Annotated in this window: 27 protein-coding genes; 14 read left to right on the top strand and 13 right to left on the bottom strand. The window is 45.1% G+C overall.

Annotation, left to right across the window (positions count from 1 at the left end; genetic code table 11):
* Positions 1-5: 5 nt before the first annotated feature.
* Genes argH through F4V45_RS01785 form a run of 3 tightly spaced genes read left to right on the top strand, consistent with a single transcriptional unit; the run spans position 6 to position 3,905 of the window.
* Positions 6-1,463, top strand: coding sequence for an argininosuccinate lyase (gene argH, locus F4V45_RS01775; protein WP_150336785.1), 1,458 nt, complete (start codon positions 6-8; stop codon positions 1,461-1,463).
* The gene (locus F4V45_RS01780) at positions 1,456-2,331 is read left to right on the top strand and encodes a class I SAM-dependent methyltransferase (RefSeq protein ID WP_150336786.1); all 876 of its coding nucleotides are present in this window, start codon (positions 1,456-1,458) and stop codon (positions 2,329-2,331) included. Before argH ends, F4V45_RS01780 begins: the two co-directional genes overlap by 8 nt.
* Positions 2,332-2,339: 8 nt before the next feature.
* A complete protein-coding gene (locus F4V45_RS01785; protein WP_150336787.1) occupies positions 2,340-3,905 on the top strand; it encodes a M48 family metalloprotease in 1,566 nt (521 codons plus the stop codon).
* A gap of 25 nt (positions 3,906-3,930) precedes the next feature.
* On the opposite strand, the gene galE is transcribed toward F4V45_RS01785, so the two are convergent.
* Entirely contained in the window at positions 3,931-4,968 is a 1,038-nt protein-coding gene (gene galE, locus F4V45_RS01790; protein WP_150336788.1) for a UDP-glucose 4-epimerase GalE, read from the bottom strand.
* Positions 4,969-5,057: 89 nt separating this feature from the next.
* Here galE and F4V45_RS01795 point away from each other — a divergent pair, with 89 nt between their 5' ends.
* The 7 genes from F4V45_RS01795 to F4V45_RS01820 all read left to right on the top strand — a co-directional run bounded on the left by F4V45_RS01795 (position 5,058) and on the right by F4V45_RS01820 (position 10,246).
* Positions 5,058-5,528 carry an acyl-CoA thioesterase gene (locus F4V45_RS01795; RefSeq protein WP_023929269.1) on the top strand — a complete coding sequence of 157 codons (471 nt, stop codon included), beginning with the start codon at positions 5,058-5,060 and terminating at the stop codon, positions 5,526-5,528.
* Positions 5,529-5,605: 77 nt separating this feature from the next.
* Positions 5,606-5,839: a hypothetical protein gene (locus tag F4V45_RS01800; protein WP_150336789.1), complete on the top strand. Its 234-nt coding sequence runs from the start codon at positions 5,606-5,608 to the stop codon at positions 5,837-5,839.
* A gap of 61 nt (positions 5,840-5,900) precedes the next feature.
* Positions 5,901-6,458, top strand: a complete 558-nt coding sequence (locus F4V45_RS01805; protein ID WP_150336790.1) for a hypothetical protein — start codon at positions 5,901-5,903, stop codon at positions 6,456-6,458.
* Positions 6,459-6,473: 15 nt separating this feature from the next.
* Positions 6,474-6,644: a hypothetical protein gene (locus F4V45_RS09285; RefSeq protein ID WP_170235117.1), complete on the top strand. Its 171-nt coding sequence runs from the start codon at positions 6,474-6,476 to the stop codon at positions 6,642-6,644.
* A gap of 11 nt (positions 6,645-6,655) precedes the next feature.
* Positions 6,656-7,105 carry a YbgC/FadM family acyl-CoA thioesterase gene (locus tag F4V45_RS01810; RefSeq protein ID WP_150336791.1) on the top strand — a complete coding sequence of 150 codons (450 nt, stop codon included), beginning with the start codon at positions 6,656-6,658 and terminating at the stop codon, positions 7,103-7,105.
* Positions 7,106-7,190: 85 nt separating this feature from the next.
* On the top strand, positions 7,191-8,543 hold the full coding sequence (gene gdhA / locus F4V45_RS01815) for an NADP-specific glutamate dehydrogenase (RefSeq protein ID WP_150336792.1): 1,353 nt from the start codon (positions 7,191-7,193) through the stop codon (positions 8,541-8,543).
* Between the two features lie 5 nt (positions 8,544-8,548).
* Positions 8,549-10,246 carry a hypothetical protein gene (locus F4V45_RS01820; protein WP_150336793.1) on the top strand — a complete coding sequence of 566 codons (1,698 nt, stop codon included), beginning with the start codon at positions 8,549-8,551 and terminating at the stop codon, positions 10,244-10,246.
* A gap of 53 nt (positions 10,247-10,299) precedes the next feature.
* Here the strand turns inward: F4V45_RS01820 and F4V45_RS01825 are convergent, their stop codons facing one another.
* The 9 genes from F4V45_RS01825 to F4V45_RS01865 all read right to left on the bottom strand — a co-directional run bounded on the left by F4V45_RS01825 (position 10,300) and on the right by F4V45_RS01865 (position 17,540).
* Complete coding sequence (locus F4V45_RS01825; RefSeq protein WP_150336794.1) at positions 10,300-11,718, bottom strand: Do family serine endopeptidase; 1,419 nt, start codon at positions 11,716-11,718, stop codon at positions 10,300-10,302.
* 76 nt (positions 11,719-11,794) lie between these two features.
* On the bottom strand, positions 11,795-12,904 hold the full coding sequence (gene waaC / locus F4V45_RS01830) for a lipopolysaccharide heptosyltransferase I (RefSeq protein ID WP_170235118.1): 1,110 nt from the start codon (positions 12,902-12,904) through the stop codon (positions 11,795-11,797).
* The gene (pyrC, locus tag F4V45_RS01835; protein ID WP_150336796.1) at positions 12,901-13,971 is read right to left on the bottom strand and encodes a dihydroorotase; all 1,071 of its coding nucleotides are present in this window, start codon (positions 13,969-13,971) and stop codon (positions 12,901-12,903) included. The genes waaC and pyrC overlap by 4 nt, the downstream gene beginning before the upstream one ends.
* A gap of 9 nt (positions 13,972-13,980) precedes the next feature.
* Positions 13,981-14,832 carry an energy transducer TonB gene (locus F4V45_RS01840; RefSeq protein ID WP_246144977.1) on the bottom strand — a complete coding sequence of 284 codons (852 nt, stop codon included), beginning with the start codon at positions 14,830-14,832 and terminating at the stop codon, positions 13,981-13,983.
* On the bottom strand, positions 14,805-15,686 hold the full coding sequence (locus F4V45_RS01845; RefSeq protein ID WP_150336797.1) for a flagellar biosynthetic protein FliO: 882 nt from the start codon (positions 15,684-15,686) through the stop codon (positions 14,805-14,807). Before F4V45_RS01845 ends, F4V45_RS01840 begins: the two co-directional genes overlap by 28 nt.
* A gap of 9 nt (positions 15,687-15,695) precedes the next feature.
* Positions 15,696-16,061, bottom strand: a complete 366-nt coding sequence (gene fliN, locus F4V45_RS01850; RefSeq protein WP_023929281.1) for a flagellar motor switch protein FliN — start codon at positions 16,059-16,061, stop codon at positions 15,696-15,698.
* Between the two features lie 9 nt (positions 16,062-16,070).
* Positions 16,071-16,478, bottom strand: a complete 408-nt coding sequence (locus tag F4V45_RS01855) for a chemotaxis protein CheX (protein WP_150336798.1) — start codon at positions 16,476-16,478, stop codon at positions 16,071-16,073.
* A gap of 58 nt (positions 16,479-16,536) precedes the next feature.
* A complete protein-coding gene (nth, locus tag F4V45_RS01860) occupies positions 16,537-17,229 on the bottom strand; it encodes an endonuclease III (protein ID WP_150336799.1) in 693 nt (230 codons plus the stop codon).
* 83 nt (positions 17,230-17,312) lie between these two features.
* Positions 17,313-17,540 carry a FeoA family protein gene (locus F4V45_RS01865; RefSeq protein WP_023929284.1) on the bottom strand — a complete coding sequence of 76 codons (228 nt, stop codon included), beginning with the start codon at positions 17,538-17,540 and terminating at the stop codon, positions 17,313-17,315.
* Between the two features lie 107 nt (positions 17,541-17,647).
* On the opposite strand from F4V45_RS01865, the gene F4V45_RS01870 reads away from it, so the two are divergent.
* From F4V45_RS01870 to F4V45_RS09290, 4 genes are all read left to right on the top strand, one after another.
* Positions 17,648-18,154, top strand: coding sequence for a hypothetical protein (locus tag F4V45_RS01870; RefSeq protein WP_150336800.1), 507 nt, complete (start codon positions 17,648-17,650; stop codon positions 18,152-18,154).
* 29 nt (positions 18,155-18,183) lie between these two features.
* Positions 18,184-18,669, top strand: a complete 486-nt coding sequence (locus F4V45_RS01875; RefSeq protein WP_150336801.1) for an FkbM family methyltransferase — start codon at positions 18,184-18,186, stop codon at positions 18,667-18,669.
* Between the two features lie 62 nt (positions 18,670-18,731).
* On the top strand, positions 18,732-20,639 hold the full coding sequence (locus tag F4V45_RS01880) for a motility associated factor glycosyltransferase family protein (protein ID WP_150336802.1): 1,908 nt from the start codon (positions 18,732-18,734) through the stop codon (positions 20,637-20,639).
* A 77-nt stretch (positions 20,640-20,716) separates the two neighbouring features.
* Positions 20,717-20,866, top strand: coding sequence for a hypothetical protein (locus F4V45_RS09290; RefSeq protein ID WP_170235119.1), 150 nt, complete (start codon positions 20,717-20,719; stop codon positions 20,864-20,866).
* Here the strand turns inward: F4V45_RS09290 and F4V45_RS01885 are convergent.
* The 3 genes from F4V45_RS01885 to F4V45_RS01895 all read right to left on the bottom strand — a co-directional run bounded on the left by F4V45_RS01885 (position 20,863) and on the right by F4V45_RS01895 (position 22,946).
* Positions 20,863-21,930, bottom strand: a complete 1,068-nt coding sequence (locus F4V45_RS01885; RefSeq protein WP_150336803.1) for an Mrp/NBP35 family ATP-binding protein — start codon at positions 21,928-21,930, stop codon at positions 20,863-20,865. The genes F4V45_RS09290 and F4V45_RS01885 overlap by 4 nt on opposite strands.
* 114 nt (positions 21,931-22,044) lie before the next feature.
* The gene (locus F4V45_RS01890; protein WP_150336804.1) at positions 22,045-22,302 is read right to left on the bottom strand and encodes an HP0495 family protein; all 258 of its coding nucleotides are present in this window, start codon (positions 22,300-22,302) and stop codon (positions 22,045-22,047) included.
* A 17-nt stretch (positions 22,303-22,319) separates the two neighbouring features.
* On the bottom strand, positions 22,320-22,946 hold the full coding sequence (locus tag F4V45_RS01895) for a hypothetical protein (protein ID WP_150336805.1): 627 nt from the start codon (positions 22,944-22,946) through the stop codon (positions 22,320-22,322).
* Positions 22,947-23,047 lie beyond the last annotated feature (101 nt).

A 23,047-nucleotide genomic window follows, 5' to 3' on the forward strand; every position in this document is an offset into this window, starting at 1 on the left:
CGATTATGGCAAAGCTATGGGGTGGGCGGTTTGAGCTAGAATCTAGCGCACTGCTAGATGTCTTTAATGCCTCTATCACATTTGATCAAAAGCTATGGCGATATGATATTCTAGGCTCTAAAACCCACGCTAGAATGCTTGGGCGCATAGGGGTTTTAGATTCTAGTGAAGTGGCACTTATAGAATCTGGGCTAGAGAAAATCGCTAGCGAGATTGAGCAAGGGAGCTTTAGATTCTCCCTAGAGCAAGAAGACATACATATGGCGATAGAATCTGCCTTGATAGAGCATATAGGCGATGTGGGGAAAAAGCTCCACACCGCTAGATCGCGCAACGATCAAGTGGCACTTGATTGTAGAATGTATGTGCTAGATCACGCAGTCCTAATCGCTAACAAGCTCCTAACGCTTATCCAAGCACTCCTTGCCATAGCGCGCAAGCACACGCACACGCTAATGCCGGGTATGACACATTTGCAGCACGCCCAGCCCATCAACTTAGGATTCCACCTAGTGGCGTGGTGTGAGAGCCTTAGGCGCGATGTAGAGCGGCTAGAGTCCTTGCACAAGCGCAATAACCTTATGCCCCTAGGCTCTGGCGCGCTTGCTGGCACGCCTTATAACAACGATAGAGAGTGGGTAAGCAAGCAGCTAGGGTTTGCCGCGCCCACGCGCAATGCGATGGACTCTGTGAGTGATAGGGATTTCGCGCTGGATTTGCTCTATGCTCTTGCTATGCTTGGTATGCATATTTCACGCATAGCAGAAGAGCTTGTGCTATGGAGTAGCGCGGAGTTTGGCTTTCTGCGCCTAAGTGATGCGTATAGCACCGGTAGCTCCATAATGCCACAGAAGAAAAACCCCGATGTCCCAGAGCTTTTGCGTGGGAAAAGCGGGCGATTGTATGGGAATCTAGTGCGCCTACTCGTGGTGATGAAATCGCTCCCCCTAGCCTACAATAAAGACACACAAGAAGACAAAGAAGCGATATTTGATAGTGTGGAGAGCGCGCTCATTAGCCTAGAGATTTTACAAGCAGTGTGTGAAAGTGCTAGCTTTGACAAAAAGGCTATGCTTAAAGCGTGCAAGGCTGGACATCTAAGCGCGACAGACTTAGCAGACTTTTTAGTGCGTGAATGTGGCGTGCCCTTTAGAGAAGCGCACCATATCACCGGGCGCATAGTCGCCTATGCAGAATCACAGGGCTGTGATTTAAGCGAGCTTAGTGGAAGTGAGCTTGCAAGAGAGCTTTCAAAGCTCGCCCCCAAGCTAGAATCTACTTTTGCAAAAAGCGCGATTGACAAAAAGCTAACTCTCCTTGCTTCTATGCAGGCGCGCACAAGCCTTGGCGGCACTGCTTCTAAACCCACAAGCGCGCAGATCACTAGCCTAAATGCGTGGGTAAAAAAAATGCGCAAAGCACTTCCAGAGCTAAAGATTGAAGCAAAGGTTGAGAATGAATAGCCAAGCCCACGATACACAGACAAAAGACCAGCACACCAAGCAAGAAGCCCAGAAAACTATTATTGCGATGTTTGATGAGATCGCCAAAGACTATGATAAGACTAATAGAATCCTAAGTCTAGGCATTGATATTTCTTGGCGCAAAGATGCAGTCAAAAAAGCCTACAAAGCGCGCAATACTAAGGATATAGAGCGGATTGTCGATGTGGCGTGTGGCAGTGGAGATATGATAAAGCATTGGTATAGCTACGCACTAGAATCTAGTATCGTGGTGCGCGAGATTATCGGCATAGATCCATCGCAAGAGATGCTAAAAATCGCGGAGAAGAAGCTGCAAGCTATTGACGGAAGTTTTGCGCAAATAGATGCTAACTCTAGAATCCTAGAAGAAGATAGCCGAGCTAAGCTAGAATCTAAGAAGCTAGATTCTAGCTTAGCCCTCCAACTAGGCGAGGCAAAAGATCTAAGCACCCTAGAATCCCAAAGTGTCGATATACTCTCTATCTCTTATGGCTTGCGCAATGTCTTAGAATACAAGCAAGCATTACGCGAGTTTGCACGCGTGCTAAAGCCCGGTGGCATAGTGGTGGTGCTAGATTTTTTTAAAAACTCTAGCCCAAGCTTGATAGATCGCATTATTGGCACCTATACCAAGCATATTCTGCCTTGCATTGGCTACCTCATCTCGCGCAATTATGCTGCTTATAAATATCTCCCAGATTCTATGGAGAGCTTTATCACCCCAGATGAGCTAGCCCTAGCGTTTAAAGAAGCTAACTTGCAGCCTTTAGAGATTAAGTCCTACTCCGCGGGGATTTCTCATCTCGTGCTAGGGCAAAAACCCTGTGAGAAAGTAGATAAAAGCTAGGATCCATAATGCAAGTCATACACGCGCTTTTTACATATTTTATCCCTTGGGTGTTTGTGCCAGCACTGCTGATAACCATTGGCTTTTGTGCGATACTTATCATAAATCTCAATAAATACCCCAACCCAAGCCTGCCTAGGTCATTGCTTTTCTTTGCGCTAATCAGTCTTACAACGATAGGCTTTATGGTCGTTATGGCGCAGTTTTACCCACTAATAGCTGAGTATAAAGAGATTAGCGATAGTGTTTTTGATAGCCTTGCAATGCGCATTGAAATGCTAGCACAAAACAATATGGGCTTTGCGCTATGGCTGCTTATATGGGGCGGACCGATGGTATATGGCGGGCTGCTTTGCGTGGTCTTGCTCTGTGCTTGCTTGCTGTTTTTCGCTACGCGTTTGTATCTCAAAAGAAAGCCCAAAGAGCTGGGATTTGCCGCGCATAAAGATTTAGCATTAGGGAAAGTTTTGTGGCTTAATATGCTGTTTATCGTGGTGTTTGTGCTGTTTTTTATGCTGTGCTTTTGCGTGTTTGAGCTGATATTTTGGCTAGCAATGCCGGCTATCTTTGATGAGCCTGATAGCTTTAGCTTTCTCACAGATAATATTCGCAAGCAAATGGGCTGGTTTATATATAGCCTAGGCTTAAGTGCTGGCATATTGCTTGTGATTTTTGGGAGCTTTGTGGTGAAATCTCTACTGCTTAGTCGCCATAGCATAGATAGACTTGCCAAAACCCTAAAAGCCATAGAAATCACCCCTAAGAAATACAAAAATCACCGCAAATACGCACGGCTGCTTAATGTCGTAGAAGAAATCGCCATCGCTAGTGCTATGCCTATGCCGCGCGTGTTTGTTATGCGAGAAGAGCAAGGGATCAATGCAATGTGTAGTGGCGAGAGATTTGGCAAGAGCGATGAGCGATTCGCGCTATTTTTCACGCAAGGCGCGCTTGACACACTCTCACGCGAAGAGCTCTCTGGCGTGGTGGGGCACGAGTTCTCCCACGCATTCCACCAAGATGTCGCGCTAAATCTGCGGATATTTAGCTTGATTTTTGGCTTTATGAGTATTAGCTTTATCGGCGAGATTCTTATGCGCTCTATTGCGCGCCGCACGGGAGCTGCTGGGAAAAGGGACTCTAAAGGCGAAGCAGTGATCGCGCTATTTGCCTTTAGCTTTTACGCGCTAGGGCTTCTTGGCACGCTTTGCGCAAGCCTTATCCAAGCAGCAATTTCACGGCAGAAAGAATTTCTAGCTGATGCCACAAGCGTGCAATACACGCGCAATCCAAATGCAATTCTGTGCGCACTACAAACAATCGCGCAAGAGCAATCGCCAAAAGAGTCGCAAGAGCGCAAGCTAGCAAAAGTTTTCATCATAGCCCCTTTTATAAATTATGCGCCAAAAGAGTCGCAAGAGTGCAAGCTAGCAAAAGACACGCAGGGCTTTTTACACAACAAGCTAGCCAAGCCCTGTGCGCATATGTTTTTCTTACAGGGATTTAAAAGTGCATTTGCCACACACCCTCCCATACATAAGCGCATAGAAGTGCTAGAATCTATAGCCCGCTAATGTCTTGCTACTGCCCATATAGATTCTAGCTATGCTTTAGTGCTTTCTCAAACTCATACGCACTGCGCACAATCGTCTCTAAATCATCGTATTTAGGCTGCCAATTGGTCTGCTGCTTTAATCGCGCATTGCTAGCGATAAGCTCTGCAGGATCGCCTGCACGCCTAGGGGCAATCTCTGCGGCAAAATCCACGCCACTTATGTGTCTAACACACTCTATGACCTCTTTAACGCTATATCCACGATTGTAGCCGACATTAAATGTGCTGCTGCCCCCTCCCGCTTCCAAGAATCTAAGCGCACTTAGATGCGCGCTAGCTAAATCATCGATATGAATATAGTCGCGGATACAAGTGCCATCAGGCGTGGGGTAATCATCGCCAAAGATACTCATACCAGCTCTTTTGCCAGTGGCACACTCTAGGGCGACTTTGATTAAATGCGTGGCGTTTTTACTGCGCTGTCCTAGGGCTTGGTTTTTTGCTAGTAGGCTTTGGGTATTACTCATACTTGCGCCCGCGACATTGAAATACCGCAAAGCTACATAGCGCATAGGAGAGATTTTAGCAAGATCTTTTAGCATAAGCTCGACCATCATTTTTGAAGTGCCATAGGGATTGATAGGCGCAAGCGGTGCGTCTTCTTGCACGGGGATAAGGCTAGAATCTGGCTCGCCATATACTGCTGCTGTGGAAGAGAAGATAAAATACCGCACATTATGTCGCACACACGCTTCAAAAAGTGCGATAGCATTAGCGACATTGTTGTGGTAATACGCAAGTGGCTTTTCCACAGACTCCCCTACAATGAGACTTGCTCCAAAATGCAGCACCCCATCAATGCCACTGCGGCTAAAGAGCTCTTCAAGCAAAGCGCGATTGCCAAAGTCCATTTGCACAAACTCCACCCTATTAGGATAGCGTGCTTGCAGGATAGAAATATTTTGCATAAAGCCTGTGCGCAAATCATCTAGGATAATAATCCTAGAATCTGTCCGCTCCAACAATGTCATAGCTGTGTGCGAGCCGATATAGCCTGCTGCCCCTGTGCATAAAAGTGTCATTGATCTACCTTAGAGTTAAAAAATCAAAGCCTGATTATAACAAACTATGCTACAATCAAGCCTAACTCCACTCACAAAGGCTATCTCAAATGGATAATCAACCACTATTAGACCCAAGCGATAACCGCTCTCTTACAATGAATATTTTAGTAACACCTTCAATGTCAAACTTTAGTGGGCTTATGCACGGCGGCGAGCTGCTTAAGATTCTTGATCAAGTCGCTTATGCGTGTGCGACTAGGTATTGTGGAATTGGTGTGATAACTTTAAGTGTAGATTCTGTGATGTTCCGCCAGCCAATCCCAATCGGCACTTTGCTTACATTTCTAGCTAGTGTGAATTACACCGGTAGGACAAGCTGCGAAGTGGGGATCAAGGTCATTAGCGAGAATATCAAAGATCGCTTTGTAACGCACTGCGTGAGCTGCTACTTCACAATGGTGGCTTTTAAAGATGGTAAATCTGTCCCAATCCCCCAACTAGAGCCAAGAAACCAAACAGAAAAAAGACGCTATGAAGCTGCGATTAAGCGCAGAGAGCTACGCAGCGCAGGTAAATAAAGCTATTTGACAGACTTTTGAAGCGTTTGGTTTCTCAATCTTCTTTATCTCTAAGCTAAGCATATTTAAGGGGCGAAATGGCACTTTGTGGGTTTTGCAGGCGTTTTAGATTCCGCCTTAGCGATGTGGTATTTATGGTGATTATGTGCGTGTGTTTCTACTTTGTCTATACGCATCACTTCAATGAGATTAAGCAAGAGCGCGCAGAGAGAAAAGAGGCTTTTAAAGCACTGCAAAAGGCGTGTTTAATGGGCGATGATGAAGCGTGCAAACGCGCCTATGGCGATGAAATGCAAAGCAGCAAGCCCTAGATTGTGGCTGAATATTTGCTTTATAATGTATAATGTTTTATCTACTTTTTAAGGAGTTTGTATGCGTTTTAGGTATTTGACAAGGGGGTCTTTGGCGACTCTTGGTGGTATTTGTGCGTTAGGTGTGTTGCTTAGCGGGTGCTTTGCTGATAAGGATATGGGCTCTAAGCCTACCAAAGCAGCTACTTTGCAATGTGATAGACTAAATGGGGCGACAATCGAAAAGCCTGAAGTCAATGAGCTAAACATACCAGCAAGCCACATTACTCTTGCGCTATTTCCAAAAGTCGATGAAATTTGCGGCAAGTTTGATAAGCGATACACACTCAATGTGAGCTATGAAACAAAGCTAGATCAAGCACGCAGCACGACAAAGCTTACTGCTAAAGAAACAAAAACAGCTATCGTAAGCATAAATCTAAACCTTACTAGCCCAAATAAGGACCACACTTTTAAAGGCGCAGCGCAGCTGGAAGCTAGCGGCAAAAAGGTGCTTGATATTGGCGAGAGCGTGCAAATCGATGACAAAGATAAGTCAATGCTTGTTGAGCAAGCCGCGCAAGCTGCTATCAATGAAGCCAAAAAAGTCTTCAAACAAGACATAGTATTTGAGCAATAGTAAAGCGAGAGAGTAATGAAAAAATTCATTATGCTAATTATTATGGCAAGTGTGGTGCTTGGGTTTAGTGCGTGCGCGAAAAAGCCGCGCCCGCAAGGGAGCTTTAGTGCCACTGAGTGCAAAAGTGTATGCGATAAAAGCGGGTGCAATACGCGCTGCATTAGCGCAGATGGCAGCTTCAAATAGATTCTAGCCCTATGCAATTCCGCGTCTATTATGAAGACACTGATTGCGGGGGGATTGTCTATCATACAAATTACATTAAATACTGCGAGCGCGCACGCAGCGAGCTGTTTTTCTCGCACAATACCTTGCCATCATTAGATACTTGCGGCTTTGTCGTTAGTGCGATAGATGCGAAGTTCTTAGGCTTTGCTAAGCTTGGAGATGTGCTGTGGGTGCATACACAGGCGCAAAAGCTTGGGCGCGTGCAGATTCTTTTACGCCAAAGGATTTATATCCTTCCCACCCAGCCGCACATAAGCCCGCTGCCGCAGCAGCAGCCCACACAAGATATACTACAAGAGAAGAGCTGTATATTTGACGCGCTTGTGCGTATGGGGTATGTCAATGTCGCTACACAGCAGCCTGCCCAAATCCCACAAAGCTTTGTTGATATACTTGCCACTCTAGTGCCTAATTTTTAACATATCCTTTAGATTTTAGCGTTATAAAAGCTAGGAAATAGCATAATGCGCATTGCATTCTAATTTTAACTTCAAGGAGCTTTCAATGTCTTACTCTACACGGATTATTGCGGCTTTAAAAGAGAAAAATCCATCTCAAAGTGAGTTTCAGCAAGCTGTGGAAGAGGTGCTTACTACACTCTCCCCGCTGTTTGACAGAGAGAAGAAGTATGAAAAATACGCCATTCTCGAGCGTTTTGTTATCCCAGAGAGACAAATTATCTTCCGTGTGCCTTGGGTTGATGATAGTGGCAAAATCCGCGTGAATTACGGCTATCGCGTGCAGTTTAACACAGCCATTGGTCCATATAAGGGCGGGCTTAGATTCCACCCTAGTGTAAATTTAGGCGTGATCAAATTCCTAGGCTTTGAACAGATTTTGAAAAACTCTCTTACCACGCTTGCTATGGGCGGCGGTAAAGGCGGGAGCGATTTTGATCCAAAGGGCAAGAGCGATAATGAAGTAATGCGCTTCTGCCAAAGCTTTATGAGTGAGCTTTACCGCCATATCGGTGCGCACACAGATGTCCCTGCTGGGGATATTGGCGTGGGTGGGCGCGAGATCGGCTATCTCTTTGGGCAGTATAAAAAGCTCACAAATCGCTTTGATGGTGTGCTAACTGGCAAGGGGCTAAATTGGGGTGGCTCGCTTGTGCGCCCTGAAGCTACTGGTTATGGCTGCGTGTATTTCGCTCAAGAGATGCTAAAAGAGCGAGGTGAAAGCCTAGAGGGCAAAGTTTGCACGATTTCTGGAGCGGGCAATGTCGCTATCTACACGATTGAAAAGCTCTACCAAGTCGGCGCACTTCCTGTAACAGCAAGTGATTCTAAGGGTATGATCTATGATAAAGATGGCATTGATCTAGCATTGCTCAAAGAGATCAAAGAAGTGCGCAGAGAATCGCTAGAATCCTATGTCAAAGTCAAAAAAAGCGCGCAATACACACCTGTAAGTGCGTATGAAAATGGCTGCAATGGCGTGTGGGCTATCCCTTGCTTTGCCGCATTCCCAAGTGCTACGCAAAATGAGCTAAGCGAAAAAGACGCACAAATCTTGCTAAAAAATGGCTGCAAATGTGTAAGCGAAGGAGCAAATATGCCTTCAACCAATGAGGCAATCGAGCTATTTTTACAAGCGAAAATCTGCTATGGACCGGGCAAGGCTGCAAACGCTGGCGGCGTGGCAGTGAGCGGGCTAGAAATGGCGCAAAATGCAAGTATGAATCCGTGGAGCTTTGAGGTAGTCGATACGCGCTTGCAAGAAATTATGCGCAATATCTACCAAAATGCCGCACAAACTGCACAAGAATTTGGCGATCCTACCAACCTTGTAATGGGCGCAAATATCGCTGGCTTCCGTAAGGTAGCAGATGCGATGATTGATCAAGGTGTCGTTTAGATTCTATGAAGTGCAAACTCTCTATCGCGCGGGTATGCCTTACCTGTGCGCTGCTTGGGTGGGTGCTATCAGGCTGCGATACTACACAAGAAAGCACCACAACCACCAAAGAGCAAAAAGCCCTAGAAGAGCCCACAGCGGCAAATAAGCTCACAGAGCTAGCCCCCCTGCTCGATAACATAACCCTAACCTACGATATTTATGAAATCACGCCAAAAGTTACACAATCTTCTCAAGCCAAGAGTGCCAAACCCTACCGCGCTAAGCTCTATCTCAAGCAGCAAGACTCTCGTATCTTAAGTGCGGCATTTTTTGCTAATGGAAATCGCTTCGCGTGCGCCCTGCATAGCACGCTAGAGACAGATGAAGATGGCGTGGCTAATGGCACGCTTGATTGCCAAAAGCTCTTTAATGCTGTCATTGAGCAAGGCAAGCTAGCAAGCCCCAAGCTCATCACCCAGAATCTAGCAAGCCTCTTGCCGCAAAAGGACATTAGCGACATTGCCAATGCCACGACACCCACAAGCGCACGCCTACGCAAGATCTCATCTTTTAGCACGCGCTTGCACACCTATATACAAATGGATTCTACCAATACGCGCGGCATACGCCTTGATAGTATCTGCTCTCCTAACCCCCATATCCAAAAGCTCATAAATGCTTCAATGTATGAGTATCTAAAGCCCCTGCGTATCCCCGAGCCAAAGTCCTGCGCGCAAGAAACCACCACCCTTACACAAATCGCACAAGCTATGCTTAAACAACTCGCCAAAGACACCTACACCATACAATACTATGGCTATGATGTGGATTTTTTCGATGAGCAGTTATTGCAAATCCATAAGACCACCTACCTAGGGCTATCATACTCCACACTCGCGCACAACTCTAAGCACTTACTCTACCACCAAAAAGGCAACCCCATCGCATTAGACAAAGAGCTGCTTACTAAAGGTGAGAGCACGCAAAAGCTCCGCCAAGCCATAGAATCTAAATACCAGCAATTTTTGCAAGCAAATCCGCAGTGCCAGCCTATCGCGCGCCTAAATGCCCAAAACCCAGATGTAGCGATGAGCGATAGCGGAGTGTCTTTCATCTATATGCCTTCTAGTATCACCACACATAACTGCAACCGCATCTCCCTAGACTTCCACCTATATGAGCTACAAGGCTTAATCTCTCCACTAAGTGCCATCTACCCTCTAGTAGCACAGGCTAAAGCCCCAGCCCCACAAGAAAACGCGCTAGAGACGCTCTACCTTGAGTGTGGCAAATGTGCTATCACAACTAAGCACACACAAGAGCAGATTCTAGCCTTGCGTAAAAGCCTTAATGATGAGCACTTCTATGAAAAAACCAGCGAAAAAGCCATTGACAAAGAGCTTTTATCCCGCTATGACATCACCTTGCAAGCCCCAATTTATAATGGCGACTACACTGCAATTGACTTCAACCACAAATACCTGCTTCCTTTAAATGCCCTAGATTCTACGGAGGCATATTATATTTTATACACCGATGGCAAAGCCCCATACTGCGTGCAAGACATTAGCGATAATGCTGAGATTATTAAGTATTTTTCACTAAGTGGCACAATAGAAGTCAAAGGACAAACCTTGCCTATTGACACATATTTGCAGCAAAATCACATCAATATGCAAGAAAACATCTGCACGCGCAAAGCAAAGCCACTGCGCGACTAGCACAACTAGAATCTATAAATATAGAAAGCACTTTGCATAAGTGGCTTTCTATGCTACTTGGCTACGATTGTCTTAACACCCTCACTTGAATACACCAAAAATCGCTTGTTTTTATCCTTGTATTTATTAAGCGCACGGGCGAAATCACTTGTATCTTTAATGGCAATCTCTTCGACTTGGGAGATAATATCCCCTTGCGCAAAGCCTGCTTCTTGGGCTTTGGAGTTTTCTACGATATTAGTAACAATCACGCCTTGTATGTCATTTGGTATGCTGTATCGCTGGCGGATTTGTGGGCTTAGCGGCTCTATGCGCATACCTTTGAGCGCGCTAGATTCTGTGGCACTCTCTGGCAGCTTTTCATCTTGGGCGGATTTGCTATCTTTGCGCTCTGCTAGCGTTATGCTGATATTTTGCGTTTTGCCATCGCGCAAGATTGTTAGGGTGATCTTTTGATTAGGCTTGATAGAGCCTATGCGGTTGCGCAAATCAGCAGCATTTTTAATGGGCTTGCCATCAACAGCCGTGATCAAATCCCACACAAGTAGCCCTGCGTTTTTAGCCGGTGATTTTGGATCGATACTAATGACCACCGCGCCCTTTTGCTCGCCATAATTATTGCGCAAATCTTGGCTTATATCTTGCGTGCCTACCCCTAAATATCCGCGCGTGATTTTCCCGCTTTTTACCAGTGAGTCTGCCACTTCGCGCACCATATTTGCTGGGATCGCAAAGCCTATGCCGTGGTTTCCACCAGAGCGCGAGAGAATCGCTGTGTTCATACCAATGAGTGCGCCCCTAGAATCCACTAGCGCGCCCCCAGAATTCCCCGGGTTGATAGAAGCATCTGTTTGGATAAAGTTTTCATAAGTATTGACTTGGATATTTTTATTAGTCGCTGAGACGATCCCTTGTGTAACACTCTCCCCCACGCCAAATGGATTCCCGATAGCAAAGACAATATCCCCGATTTTGACATCAGCACTATCACCAAACTTGATAAAGGGCAAATTATTTTTGCTAATGCGGATTACAGCAATATCGCCTTCTTTATCGCTGCCCACAAGTGTGGCGGTGTATTCATTAGGATCATTGGGGATTGTTACGATGATTTTATCCGCGCCATCAATGACATGATCATTAGTGATGATATAGCCATCAGAAGAGATGATAACCCCACTTCCAAGCGATCGCTCGACTCGATCTTTGGGGATTTGGTTATACATATCGCCAAAAAACTGCTGGAAAAATGGGTCGCTAAACATTGGATTAAGATTAGTGGCGATTTTTTTCTGTGTGGAGATATTGACGACTGCTTGTGTGGCAGCAGCGATGACATCGTGGTAGGAATACACAGAGTTTGCCTCGCTCACAGGATTTATCCTTTTGGCGACTGCTGGGGCAAGCTTAATCTCATAGGCATAGCTTGATAAGGCTAGCAAAGGCACTAGCACATAGGAAAGAAACCGCATAAAAACTCCTTAAAAGTTGTAGATCAAATTTAGGCGCGATTATAAAGCCCTAGATTAAATGCTTATTAACCCACGCCTACATAGCCCTAGATTCTAGCCAAGTGCGGCAGATGGATTCTGGTGGGATAGAAGCGATCTCAAAGCTTCCACTTTGACTTAGCACATAAGGATTACCCAAAAGCACGCGAGAGAGCTTTGTGTCGCGCATATTTTTACCCCTGCTTGTTTGTGGATTGCCAAGTAGGGTGATGACTTGCGCACTTGCAAGAGCCCACGCTAAGTGTGTAGCCCCAGTATCACCGCCAATCACGCAGTGCATTTGGCTTAAGATATACTTTAGGGCGTTAAAGTCAAGCGGTGGGAAAACACACACACTAAGCCCACTTGCCTCTAGCATAGCACATAGGGATAAGGCTCTGTCTTTATGCTCGTGATAAATGAGACAAAATGTGATTTTTTGCGCGCTTGATTGCTGCATTAAAAGAGCAAGCTTTGCATACTGCTCTATAGGGTAGGTTTTTTGCGAGATTGAGGCTTCTAGCACAAAAAGCACGCGATAGGCACTAGAATCTAGTGTTACTTGCGCGCTAGATTCTAGCAGGGATAAGGCTTGCTTGGTATCCCAGCCAAAGCCGCTTGGTGCTTGAGAAGTTTTAGCTTGGCTAATGGATTGCATTGCCCTTGGCTCTATCACTAGCTCACTCAAGGCTACTTTAAGAGCTTGCTGGTAAATTGCGGCATTGCGCGCTAATATATTGCTATCATACGCGATTTTCACACGCTCATTATAAAACACGCTTGCTATGCTTTCACGCGCGGAGCTAAAGCTAAAGCCCACAAACTCCCTAGAATCTAGCGCACACCCCACAAGAGCAGACTTTATCAGCCCTTGTAAATCAAGCACCACATCAAAGCTCCCCAAAGCACGCAATCTCTGCCAAAGCTCCCTAATAGCGCGGAGTGATTTAAGGCGTTTGATAGGCAGAGCGTGTAGAGTGGTGATCGCGTGGTGATGCTCTAGCAGCCCCGCAAAGCGTGTATCCACAAACCACTCAATGCAAACCTCATCATAATGCTGCTGCAAAGTGCGATAAAAGTCCGCAAGCTTGCTAGCAGACACCACAACATCGCCAAATGACGAAAGCCGCACAATCCCTATGCGAATGGATTTTTTAGAGCCACTCACACTTCTCTCCAAGCGATCATCTCCCCCGCGCGCAAGGGCGTTAAGCTAGAATCTAAACAGGGGATAGATTCTGGGATTTTAGAAGGGGACTTTTCTAAAGTGATGAGTTTTGGACTCTTCTCCCACGATTTTGCCGCTTCCACCCAGCAAGCAAGCTCATAGATTCTCATCGCATTATCACTGACAAAGGCTTGGAGATTATGCAAGGCATTATGCTTATCAAATAGCTCTGCTAGCTGGGGCAAAAGGGCTGGCGCGCTAAAGATTCCTGCCGCGCCTTTTTGTTTAGATTCTAGGCTATGGGGCGCAGAGTCTGAGCCAAAGCTGACCTTTTTATGCGCATTTAAGGCAAGCTCCAATAGTGCTTGCTTGTCTTTGGGCGTTTTTAGCACAGGCTTGCAAAAATGATGGTGGCAGAGCATTCCACCTACGACATCATTAAGATCTAGGGTGATGTGGTGCAAGGTTAAAGTCGCATAGAGATTGTCATACTCTTCTAAAAGTGGGATTGTGCGATGATCACTTAAATGCTCGACAATGATTTTTAGCCTAGGGAAGCTTGTAGCCAGCTCTCTAAGCACCACGCCAAACTCCATCTCTCGCTCCAGCACAAAGCCCCCACTCTCCCCGTGGATACAAAGGATCATACCTTGATCTTGTGCTACGCTAAAAAGCGCGCGCATTTTGCTATCCATAACTTGCGCTATGCCATTATCGCTATTTGTAGTAGCACCTTTGGGGTAGAGCTTTAGAAGCTTAAAGCCGCTATTTGCGCAGGATTCTAAGGCTTTTGGCGTTAGAGAGTCTGTGATATAGAGCGCGCAGAGTGGCTCAAAGGCTAGGGATTCTAGTGGCTGTTTATGTGCTTTAGCATAGCTATGGATAGAATCTACAATCGCTTGCTTGTAGGCTTTAGCAGATTCTAGAGAGTCTATGGGGGGCGTTAGATTTGGCATTATCACTGCTGCTGCAAAGCTTTTAGCACTAAAGGGTGTAACAGCATCAAGCATCGCACCATCGCGTAAATGTAGGTGCATATCAAGGGGGTTTTTTAGTGTGATTTGCATAGTAACTCCTTAACGATAAATGGTATAGGTGATGTGAAAGCGGATTAGCGTGCGCTGCTTGGGACGCGGGTAGTCCTTATAGGCGATTTCTATGGTCTTTTGCGAATTTTTATCTAAGAGCACAAAGCCAGAGCTAAGGAGCAGCTTCAGCCCTTGGATATCGCCATTTGGCAGGAGATAAAACTCTATCGCATTCTCACCTGATTGATTCAAATATGCCGCGGTGTTTGGGTAGGTGAGATAGCGTTGCGTGATTCTAGCGATTTCGCGCAAATTACTAGTGATGAAGTCTCTCTCTGCACTACCCAAATCCCCCCACTCATCACCATAAAGCTTATCAATATCGCGTCTTGTTTGGCGATCAAGCCCTTTATCTTGCTCTAAGGCTTGCTTGCTTTGCTCACCTTGTGTAGCCGGGGAGAAAAACTGCAAGTTTCTAGGATCATACACTGCTTTGGGCAAAGGCGCACTAGAATCTAGGGGCTTTGTTTTGGGGGTGTCTTTGGGGTTTTGCTGGGAGCTGTCCTGCGGAGTTTGCAGCGGGCTTGGCTCTCTTGGCGTGCTGGAGCTGGTGTTTTGACTCGCTATGGTAGGGGGTGGCGCGCCGGGTGTGTTCGCACTTTTATCAAGGCTGCTGCCGCGCTTTAGGATAAGTAAATTTTCTGTATTGATTTTGTGGAGTTTTGGGGTTTTGAAAAAGTGGGCATAGAGCCACCAGCCAATGAAAAACACAAACAAATGCACGCTTAATGCGATCAGCAAGCTCACATAAAAGCGCGTATTGACCTGTCTATCAAGCGAGATAAGCGATTTATAGGCAGGGGGGAGATTCATCATTTCGCATTTTTGAGTGTATTCCAAAACTTCTCATCAAATGCTTTGTCATCGCCGATTTTTGGGGCTTGGGATTTTGGCTGAGATTGGGACTTAGCCACATCTTGTCGCGGGATTTTATCAAGCAGCAAATTGCTCTTCTCTCCTAGAAGCACCATATAAAAATACTCTTTTGTCTCAATGATGATGACTTTGTTTTTGGGGTCGATTTGGCTTTGAGAGATGACCCTAAGCGAGTCATTAAGCCCAGATGATTTGCGCACCTGCTTGCGCACATAGAGCAAAATCACAAGGACAACAACAAGTCCTGCAATAACATACCAATACCTGCCCATATCTATATCGTGCGACTTTAGGCTATCGCTAAATGCAAAGAGTGAAGACTCCTTTGGGCTAGCTTCTTTAGGTGCGCCCTGCTCCTTTTGAAACACTTCAGCCATAGGAGCTGGCTTTAGCGTGGTGGGCGTTTGAAGCAAAGAATCCACAATCCCAGAATCCGCTGGGAAGAAGCTTAGGCGCAAGGTGTTTTTATCCTTTGAAATGCTTGGCTTGACATAGTAGCGTTTGCGTGATTCTACACTTAGGTAGAGATTCCCACCATTTGGGATAATTTCTAGCTTTTTAATCGGTGAAATTTGGAAGCTTTTGCTCCACTTGCTAGCACTTGTAACCTGTGAAATCATCGTCATCTTCTGCGCTATCTTATCTCCCGGCACGCTCGCTGTGCCCACCTCACCGCTAAAAGCAGAATCTAGCAGCAGTAGCACATCAAGCTTATCCTCCTCGGGGTAAGTTTGGATCTGCTTAAGTGTAGCAGCACTACAAATATGCGCAACTATCATAAGCATAGCGAGCGCGTGTTGGATACCTAGCTTTTTCATCGGCGTGAGCTAGTCATAAGGATTTGTGCGCGCGATGTAATACACAATCGCATTAGAATCTAAAATCTCATTTAAACGGATAGCAAGACTACGCTCATAGACCATCACTTCACCCTTGCCGATGATCCTGCCATTGACAAAGACATCAATGCTCTCTCCCGCTGGCTTTTGCAAGTCGATAATGGAGCCTTTTTCAAACTTCAAAATCTCTGCTAAAGGGATTTTAGAAGAGCCTAGCTCCGCTGTAAAGACCACCCCCATATCAAGCAAGCCACCATAGTTCTCCATCATATCTTCAAGATAAGATGCAAGCTCGATCTCTTCTTGTGTATGTGCTTTTTGCTTATCGAGTATGGAGCTTGGTTTATCTGCCATAAAAATCCCTTATTTACTACTTCGTAGGAAAATGCTGCAGTGCCCAGAGCCTTTTAAGCGGAAGTGGATCCCCTGATCGTAGTCCTTTATCACGCGAATCCCTAAAAACTCTGGCGTAGAAATATTGAAATTGATCTTGCGCTCTTGCGCGATGACCTTAGCGTGCCCCACGGTAAGATTTGCCAGCTCTCGCGCCATATCTTCTAGCGCGTCATCGCTTGGACTCTCATCACCAAGAAAATTTAAGCACATTGTTTTTAAAAATGGTTTATTAAACACAAGCAGCACATTTGTCTCCCTGCCGATCATCTCAATCGAAGTCAAATAGCCCTTTTTCAAAGGAATGATCGACTCCTCTGGCTTCACGCTAATGGAGTCTTTAATCACTTCAAAAAAACTTTCCTTAATCACTTCCATACCAAACTCACCTTTATTGATTTTCTTTGTATTGTAGCGTAATTTTATGGCTTTGCGCCTATGCTTTCTCGCCCTTTAGGCAAAACTCCCGCACAAAGCAATTCGCGCATTGTGGCTTTAGTGCCTTGCACACATAGCGTCCAAAAAGCACAAATGCCTGATGTAGCGCAGATAAATCTGTTACAAACGCTTTTTCTAGGTCTTGCTCGGTTTTCTCTGGGGTTTTGGCATTGCTTAGAGCTAAGCGGTGAGAGACGCGGAATACATGGGTATCCACTGCCATAACATTAGCTTGGCAATATTCTAGCAGCACGACATTAGCGGTCTTTTGCCCAACACCTGCTAGCGACTTTAGCTCGGCTTGTGTAGTTGGGATTTCTCCTCCAAACCGCTCGAGCACCTGCTTTGCCATTTGGCATAAATGCTTGGCTTTGTTGTTGAAAAAAGAAATGCTTTTAATTAGCTCTTTGACTTCTTCGACATTAGCTTGCGCTAGTGCCTGCACGCTAGGATAGCGTGCAAATAAAGCTGGTGTTACAAGATTCACGCGCTTATCAGTGCATTGAGCAGAGAGCATTACACACACAAGCAGCTCATAAATATTGCGATAGATTAGCTCTGTCTTTGCCTGTGGATAGTGGGATAAAAAGCGCGCTTTAATCGTGGCGATTTGCGCCTTGCTTCTTTTAGTGGATTTAGGGCGGGAGGTGGGCTTGGTGAGGGCTTGCTTTATGCGAGATTTACTGGGCATTCAAATCCTTGATAATATCTTAAAGAGAGCTACAAGTAAGCTCTAAGGTTAAGCTTAAGGCGTGGCTAGATTCTAGCTAGAATCTACATAGGCTCTACTTCTATCTGCCTTGCCTCTTCACTGCGCAAGGCGATGATTGTTTGATGCACTTGCACAGAGATTGTCGCTTTCTTTGCTGAAGTTTGCAAGCTTGTGATGAGCGCGCCAATGACAATCCCAAGTGATGCTAGACGCTCCTTTGCCACGATGTCTTCTAAATTGATTGCTGTAACTTTGTAGCTACGATTATACTCACAGGTATCAAGCTTCATTTTCACCCTTATAATGATAATGTATATTATTATAGCACTTTTACCCTATGCTTGTGTTACAATCGCTAGCGCACCATTTGTGCTTAAACTTACCACAAGGAGTCTTTATGAAGTTTTTAAGTCAGTTTCTCTACCAGCAGGCTTTAGCCACATCAAGCAAGCTTTATTACAAAATCTTGCTGCGCTTACGCGGGATCTTGCTGCGGCTTTGTGATCCGCTCATTACCACTACTTTTAGAGGCTATACACTTACTATGCCCTCTTCTCACACAATTTTTCTCAATCAAAAGCTCTATCCATTTTACGATATGCGCTTGCAAACTCTTGCGCAATATCTTTGTGCTAAAGATGGCAGACTTGCTATGGTTGATGTAGGCGCAAATATTGGCGATACGGCGGTGTTTTCCCAAGTAGATGGTGCTTCCTATTTGCTTATAGAAGGTGAGCAAACTTACGCCGCTCTTATCCCTGCCAATCTCCGCGCAAACCTCTCTGCCCCACTTAGTCAGCATACAAGCACACAAAATCTAGAGTGTATGACAACTTGGACAACTAGTGGTTTTGCGGGGGGGGGGGGGACCATAAACTCTTCCATATTTGCACGACATTTTTAGGGGATAAAGACTCCTGTGGAAATTATGCAATGAGCTTACAAGATGGCAGTGGCAAGCTCATTGCCAGCTCTAGCCAATCGCCTATCTATACACTAGATACCATAGTTCAAAAATCCAGCTTCTCTCCCAATTTCATCAAAATCGATACCGACGGCTTTGATTTTAAGGTGCTTCGTGGTGCGATAGCCACAATCAAAGCTTATGCGCCAGTTATTTACTTTGAGTGGAGCTACACGCATTTGCTTGAGCAAGCAGAATCTCCTTTAGCAATTTTCCCGCTTCTTAGAGAGCTAGGCTATTTAGAGCTTGTGATTTTTGATAACTTTGGCACACTGCTTTGTGTTTTGCCAAGTGATGATAGGCAGAATCTAGCCTTACTTATGGACTATACAAAAGACTCTAGCCAAATCCACTACTATGATGTGCTAGCGATCCCAAGCCAAAGTGCCTTTAACCTGCAAGAATATTTGCAGCTCTACACCAAGCAAAATGCACAGGCTAGGGAGTGGATTTAAAATTGCTTAGGGGGTTTGACAAATGCTACAATGATTTTAAGCAAAGTTGATAAAGGAGTCCTATGTCGCATTTTGATACCAATCTAGCCGCCTTATCTAAGGTAGATCCCCTGCTTTATCTAGCATTAAAGTCCTTCACCCCTAATCAAAACTACGAAGTCTTTATGGATAGCGATCCTGTTAATTACAATATCATCGATACCAAAAATGCCAAAGCTCTCTATCTTACAAAGCCTATTGATGAGATTATGGAGAGAAACTCCCAGCTCAATAGCTACTCTTACTATCCATTTTTATATCTCTATGGCTTGGGCAATGGCGTGCTTATACGCTTACTATTTAACTCACAAAGACAGCGCATAGTGGTGTTTGAGCCAGAGCTTGAGATTATTTTCATCGTGCTAAATTTACTTGATTTCTCCAAGGAGCTTGCTAATAAGGAGCTAGTGATTATCTACACAAAGCAAATCGGCTATATGGGTGTGGATTCTCTCTTTGATAGCAACAAATACTCGCGTGTATTTGTTAAGACTTATGACTTGCTTGTTGCTTGCCCATATTATGAGAGCTATCACGATGATATTTTGCGTATAAATGGCTATTTTATTAAAGCGATTGAGCAAGCAGTCGTTAGCGTGGGCAATGATGCTAAAGATTCTGTCATAGGGATTTATAACCACATCGCTAATCTCCCAGATGCCCTGCGCACCCCAAGCCTAAAAGACCTCGTCCTAGCCCTAAAGGATAGAGATAGCGCGATTATCGTCTCTACAGGTCCTAGCTTGCATAAGCAGCTACCCTTGCTAAAGCAAGTCGCCCCCTATGCAGTGCTACTTTGCGTAGATGCGAGCTTCCCAATCCTAACAAAGCACGGCATTAAGCCAGATATTGTCCTAAGCTTAGAGCGCGTGCAAGAGAGTGCCAAATTCTACACCGATACGCCCAAGCAAGCACAAAAAGGCGTGGTTTTCGCACTTACCTCGATCGTCCATAAGCAAACAAAGCTAGCACTTAAAGGAGCAAGCGTGCAGTTTAGCTTCCGCCCTTTTGGCTACACAAGTCTCTTTGGCTTTGATGATTATGGGTATTTAGGCATAGGAATGAGCGCGGCAAATATGGCGTATGAGCTAGCGATGCTGGCGCAGTTTAAACAATGCATATTTATCGGGCAGGATTTAGCTTTTGGCGATGATGGCAGCTCGCATTCTAAAGATGCTATTTATGGCACACAAGAAGCCCAGTATAAAAAAGAGGGCATATTTGTCCCGCGCTATGGTGGAGAGGGCGAGATAGAGACAAGCAAGATTTGGAAGCTATTTTTACACTTTTTTGAAAAGGACATTGCTAGGACATCGCCTAATATGGAAGTCATCAATGCCACAGAAGGTGGCGCGCGCATAGTGGGCACAAAGGAGCTGCCTTTTAAACAAGTAGTAGAATCTATCGTGCAAAAAGCGCAGACAAAATCTCCAATCACCCTCCCACAAGTCCCCACTAAACAAAGTGAAAAAAACATCAAAAAAGCTTATAAAAAAGTGCAAGACATCATCAAATATGGTAGCGTGCAAAAGCGCAAAATCGAGCGCGTATTCTTACAGCTTGCTAAAGAGCTAGAGCATATAGAAAAGCTAAATACCCAAAACAAGCTTGAGAAAATCAACTTCACCAAGCTTGATAGCCTAAGCGATAAAATCGATAGTATTAAACAGCTCTTTAATGAGCGGAAATTTACTAGCTATTTTATGGACGCTATACAATCCTACATCTTCCATCAAGAGCTAGACATCGCTAAAGTGCTCGTGCTCTATACTGCCAATGAAGAAGAGATGAAAGCCAAGCAGCTACAATGGCTCTACTACCATAAATACTGGCTCTTCTCTCTTGCTGGGGGGATTGACTGCGTGATCCACACAGCGCAAAAAGCCCTTGATGAGTGGAGCAAGCAAGACCTAGCCCTAGCAAAAAGCTAGAATCCACACAAAGTAGATTCTAGGAAAGAAGTAGGTTTTGGAGCAAAACGATTCTAAGGATTGCGGTAGGGCTGTGGTTGCTTTCTAAAGAAACTTCGCTTCGCTTGTTTTGCGCGGTTTTTAGGGTAGGAGTTACCTTAGCGGTAATGACTGCCCTAAAAATCGCGCAATCAATCCGCATTGCCTACCCAAGACTGAATCGCTTGACAAAAAGTGGATTCTACTAGCGTGGCTGGATAGAAGCATTATCTGCGCGATTATTTTCTAAAAACTCCCATAAATCGTGCGCAGCTTTTCTATATGTTTTGGCGATAGTAGAATCTGGCGCGAAATACACAATAGGCTTACCACTATCCCCACCCTCGCGCACTGCAGGATCTAGGGGGATTTTTGCAAGGATTGTAGTATTGTATTTTTGCGCCAAAGGAAGTGTAGTATCTTTGCCAAAAATATCTTGCTCGCTACCGCAGTTTGCGCAAATATGACTGCTCATATTTTCCACAATGCCAGCAATCGGGATTGAGAGCTTTTTAAACATATCCAGAGCGCGCGCGCCATCATCAAGGCTTACAAGCTGCGGGGTTGTAACAGCCACCCCCGCACCTACTGGCACACTTTGGGCGATTGATAGCTGCGCATCTCCTGTGCCCGGTGGCATATCAAGCACAAGCACATCAAGATCCTGCCACACCACATCGCTAAACATCTGCGTAATGGCGCGCATAAGCATAGGACCTCTCCATATAAGACTCTCCCCCTCATCAAATAACATTCCCATACTCATAAGATCTACTCCATAAGCCTGCAAAGGGATAAGTCTCTTCCCGCTTGGATCAAGCTTAGGCTTGATCCCGTGTAGCCCAAACATACGCGGAATATTTGGTCCATAAATATCTGCATCAAGCAGCCCTACTTTCTTGCCATCCATCGCTAGGGCTATGGCGAGATTTGTTGCCACACTTGATTTGCCCACACCGCCCTTGCCTGAGCTTACCATTACAAAATGCTTCACTTGGGGTAGGAGATTTCTCGCCTGTGGAGCGGCTTTAGATTCTGCTTGAAGCTCTGGGGTTTTGATAGTAATGACAGCTTGGATATTAGCCTTTTGCAAGACATTATCGATCCTATCATAAAGAGCCTTAGCGACATTAGGATCGCTTGAAGGAATCGCCACTACTACTTCTACGCCACCATCAAGTTTAATTTCTTTGACAAATCCATAGCTTACAATGTCTTTTTCAAAATTTGGATAGAGCACTTGTGATAAAAGCTTTGTGATTGTTGTTTGCATTTGTATCCTTATCGATGATATATGCAAGTAGAATCTAGGTGCTTAGATTCTAGCCCTAGCCTACTTGCGCGTTGTTATGTAAAATATTTTTTATTAAATGTTGCTTAATAGAATCTATAAGACCATTTTAATGGCTTTGTGTGTGCTTAGGCTTTGGTATAGTGCATTTCTCTCTTCTTCACTCTCTACCTCAACGCTTAAGTGCATAGAGACAAATCGCCCCTTGCTTGAGTGGTTTTTCTCATCTAAAGTATAGGGCTTTGCTACAAGCTCGCTTACAATGCGCTCCAAATCTTGCTTATCTTCCCCTATGATCCTAAACTCCCATAAGCAGGGGTAGTGTATCTCTGGCTTTCCTTCTATATGTCGCATAGCTTGCTCCTAATATGCTACGCGCTCATTAAGCCACCGCTAATGTAATTAACCATATGGAGCTTTTGGACAAGCTGGGAGATGAGCGAGCGCATTTCTCGGCTTAGGTTGTCGTTTTTAATCATCGCATCAAAGTCTTGGAGACTAATGTGTGGGGCTTTCGCGCTTAGAAAATCTACTGCCATCATATCATCGCGATTGAGCACACCATCTGCTTGCAGCTGCTTTGCCATAGATTTAAAGCTATCGACATCAGCAAGTCCGTTTTTCACATAGGCTTTGGCATTCATAGCAGCACTTAGCTCTTTAGATGGTGTGAAAGTATCTTGGATTCTATGAAGAGAATCATAAGGGTCTTTATAGTCGCTCTTATCGCTAGAATCTATCTCATCAAGCCCCTTTATACCCTGCGTTTTATCAAGCGATTTTGCAGGGGCTAGCGCACTAAGCAAGCCTAGCATAGAATCTTTCTCCATAGTATTGGTGCTAGATTCTAGCTCTTTGGGGCTTTGGCGTGGCTCCAGCTTGCTTGCTAATGCTTGGCTTTCTAAATCTTGGTTTGCGCGCAAATTAGTGCGCTCTAAGAAAAGCTCCTGCATTGCTCTAGGGTCATTTACGCCACTTGTGCTAGTAATGCTGCTCATTATCTATCCTTTACTATATGATATATTCAAGCATTATAGAAGCAAAAGCCATTCCACACTTGTGTGCCCATCTGCCAAAGCACTTTGCAAATACGCTGGCT

The organism is Helicobacter canis (assembly GCF_008693005.1).
GTDB lineage: Bacteria > Campylobacterota > Campylobacteria > Campylobacterales > Helicobacteraceae > Helicobacter_B > Helicobacter_B canis.

Coding starts and splice junctions, on each gene's coding strand:
- F4V45_RS01805 (WP_150336790.1), top strand. CDS start 5,901: ATGCGTTTTAGGTATTTGACAAGGGGGTCTTTGGCGACTCTTGGTGGT.
- fliN (WP_023929281.1), bottom strand. CDS start 16,061: ATGGCAGATAAACCAAGCTCCATACTCGATAAGCAAAAAGCACATACA.
- F4V45_RS01890 (WP_150336804.1), bottom strand. CDS start 22,302: ATGCGACATATAGAAGGAAAGCCAGAGATACACTACCCCTGCTTATGG.
- F4V45_RS09285 (WP_170235117.1), top strand. CDS start 6,474: ATGAAAAAATTCATTATGCTAATTATTATGGCAAGTGTGGTGCTTGGG.
- F4V45_RS01845 (WP_150336797.1), bottom strand. CDS start 15,686: ATGAAAAAGCTAGGTATCCAACACGCGCTCGCTATGCTTATGATAGTT.
- F4V45_RS01870 (WP_150336800.1), top strand. CDS start 17,648: ATGAAGTTTTTAAGTCAGTTTCTCTACCAGCAGGCTTTAGCCACATCA.
- F4V45_RS01895 (WP_150336805.1), bottom strand. CDS start 22,946: ATGAGCAGCATTACTAGCACAAGTGGCGTAAATGACCCTAGAGCAATG.
- F4V45_RS01800 (WP_150336789.1), top strand. CDS start 5,606: ATGGCACTTTGTGGGTTTTGCAGGCGTTTTAGATTCCGCCTTAGCGAT.
- F4V45_RS01880 (WP_150336802.1), top strand. CDS start 18,732: ATGTCGCATTTTGATACCAATCTAGCCGCCTTATCTAAGGTAGATCCC.
- F4V45_RS01825 (WP_150336794.1), bottom strand. CDS start 11,718: ATGCGGTTTCTTTCCTATGTGCTAGTGCCTTTGCTAGCCTTATCAAGC.
- F4V45_RS01865 (WP_023929284.1), bottom strand. CDS start 17,540: ATGAAGCTTGATACCTGTGAGTATAATCGTAGCTACAAAGTTACAGCA.
- argH (WP_150336785.1), top strand. CDS start 6: ATGGCAAAGCTATGGGGTGGGCGGTTTGAGCTAGAATCTAGCGCACTG.
- F4V45_RS01855 (WP_150336798.1), bottom strand. CDS start 16,478: ATGGAAGTGATTAAGGAAAGTTTTTTTGAAGTGATTAAAGACTCCATT.
- F4V45_RS01785 (WP_150336787.1), top strand. CDS start 2,340: ATGCAAGTCATACACGCGCTTTTTACATATTTTATCCCTTGGGTGTTT.
- F4V45_RS01780 (WP_150336786.1), top strand. CDS start 1,456: ATGAATAGCCAAGCCCACGATACACAGACAAAAGACCAGCACACCAAG.
- pyrC (WP_150336796.1), bottom strand. CDS start 13,971: ATGCAAATCACACTAAAAAACCCCCTTGATATGCACCTACATTTACGC.
- nth (WP_150336799.1), bottom strand. CDS start 17,229: ATGCCCAGTAAATCTCGCATAAAGCAAGCCCTCACCAAGCCCACCTCC.
- F4V45_RS01810 (WP_150336791.1), top strand. CDS start 6,656: ATGCAATTCCGCGTCTATTATGAAGACACTGATTGCGGGGGGATTGTC.
- F4V45_RS01795 (WP_023929269.1), top strand. CDS start 5,058: ATGGATAATCAACCACTATTAGACCCAAGCGATAACCGCTCTCTTACA.
- F4V45_RS01885 (WP_150336803.1), bottom strand. CDS start 21,930: ATGCAAACAACAATCACAAAGCTTTTATCACAAGTGCTCTATCCAAAT.
- F4V45_RS01875 (WP_150336801.1), top strand. CDS start 18,184: ATGAGCTTACAAGATGGCAGTGGCAAGCTCATTGCCAGCTCTAGCCAA.
- galE (WP_150336788.1), bottom strand. CDS start 4,968: ATGACACTTTTATGCACAGGGGCAGCAGGCTATATCGGCTCGCACACA.
- F4V45_RS01820 (WP_150336793.1), top strand. CDS start 8,549: ATGAAGTGCAAACTCTCTATCGCGCGGGTATGCCTTACCTGTGCGCTG.
- gdhA (WP_150336792.1), top strand. CDS start 7,191: ATGTCTTACTCTACACGGATTATTGCGGCTTTAAAAGAGAAAAATCCA.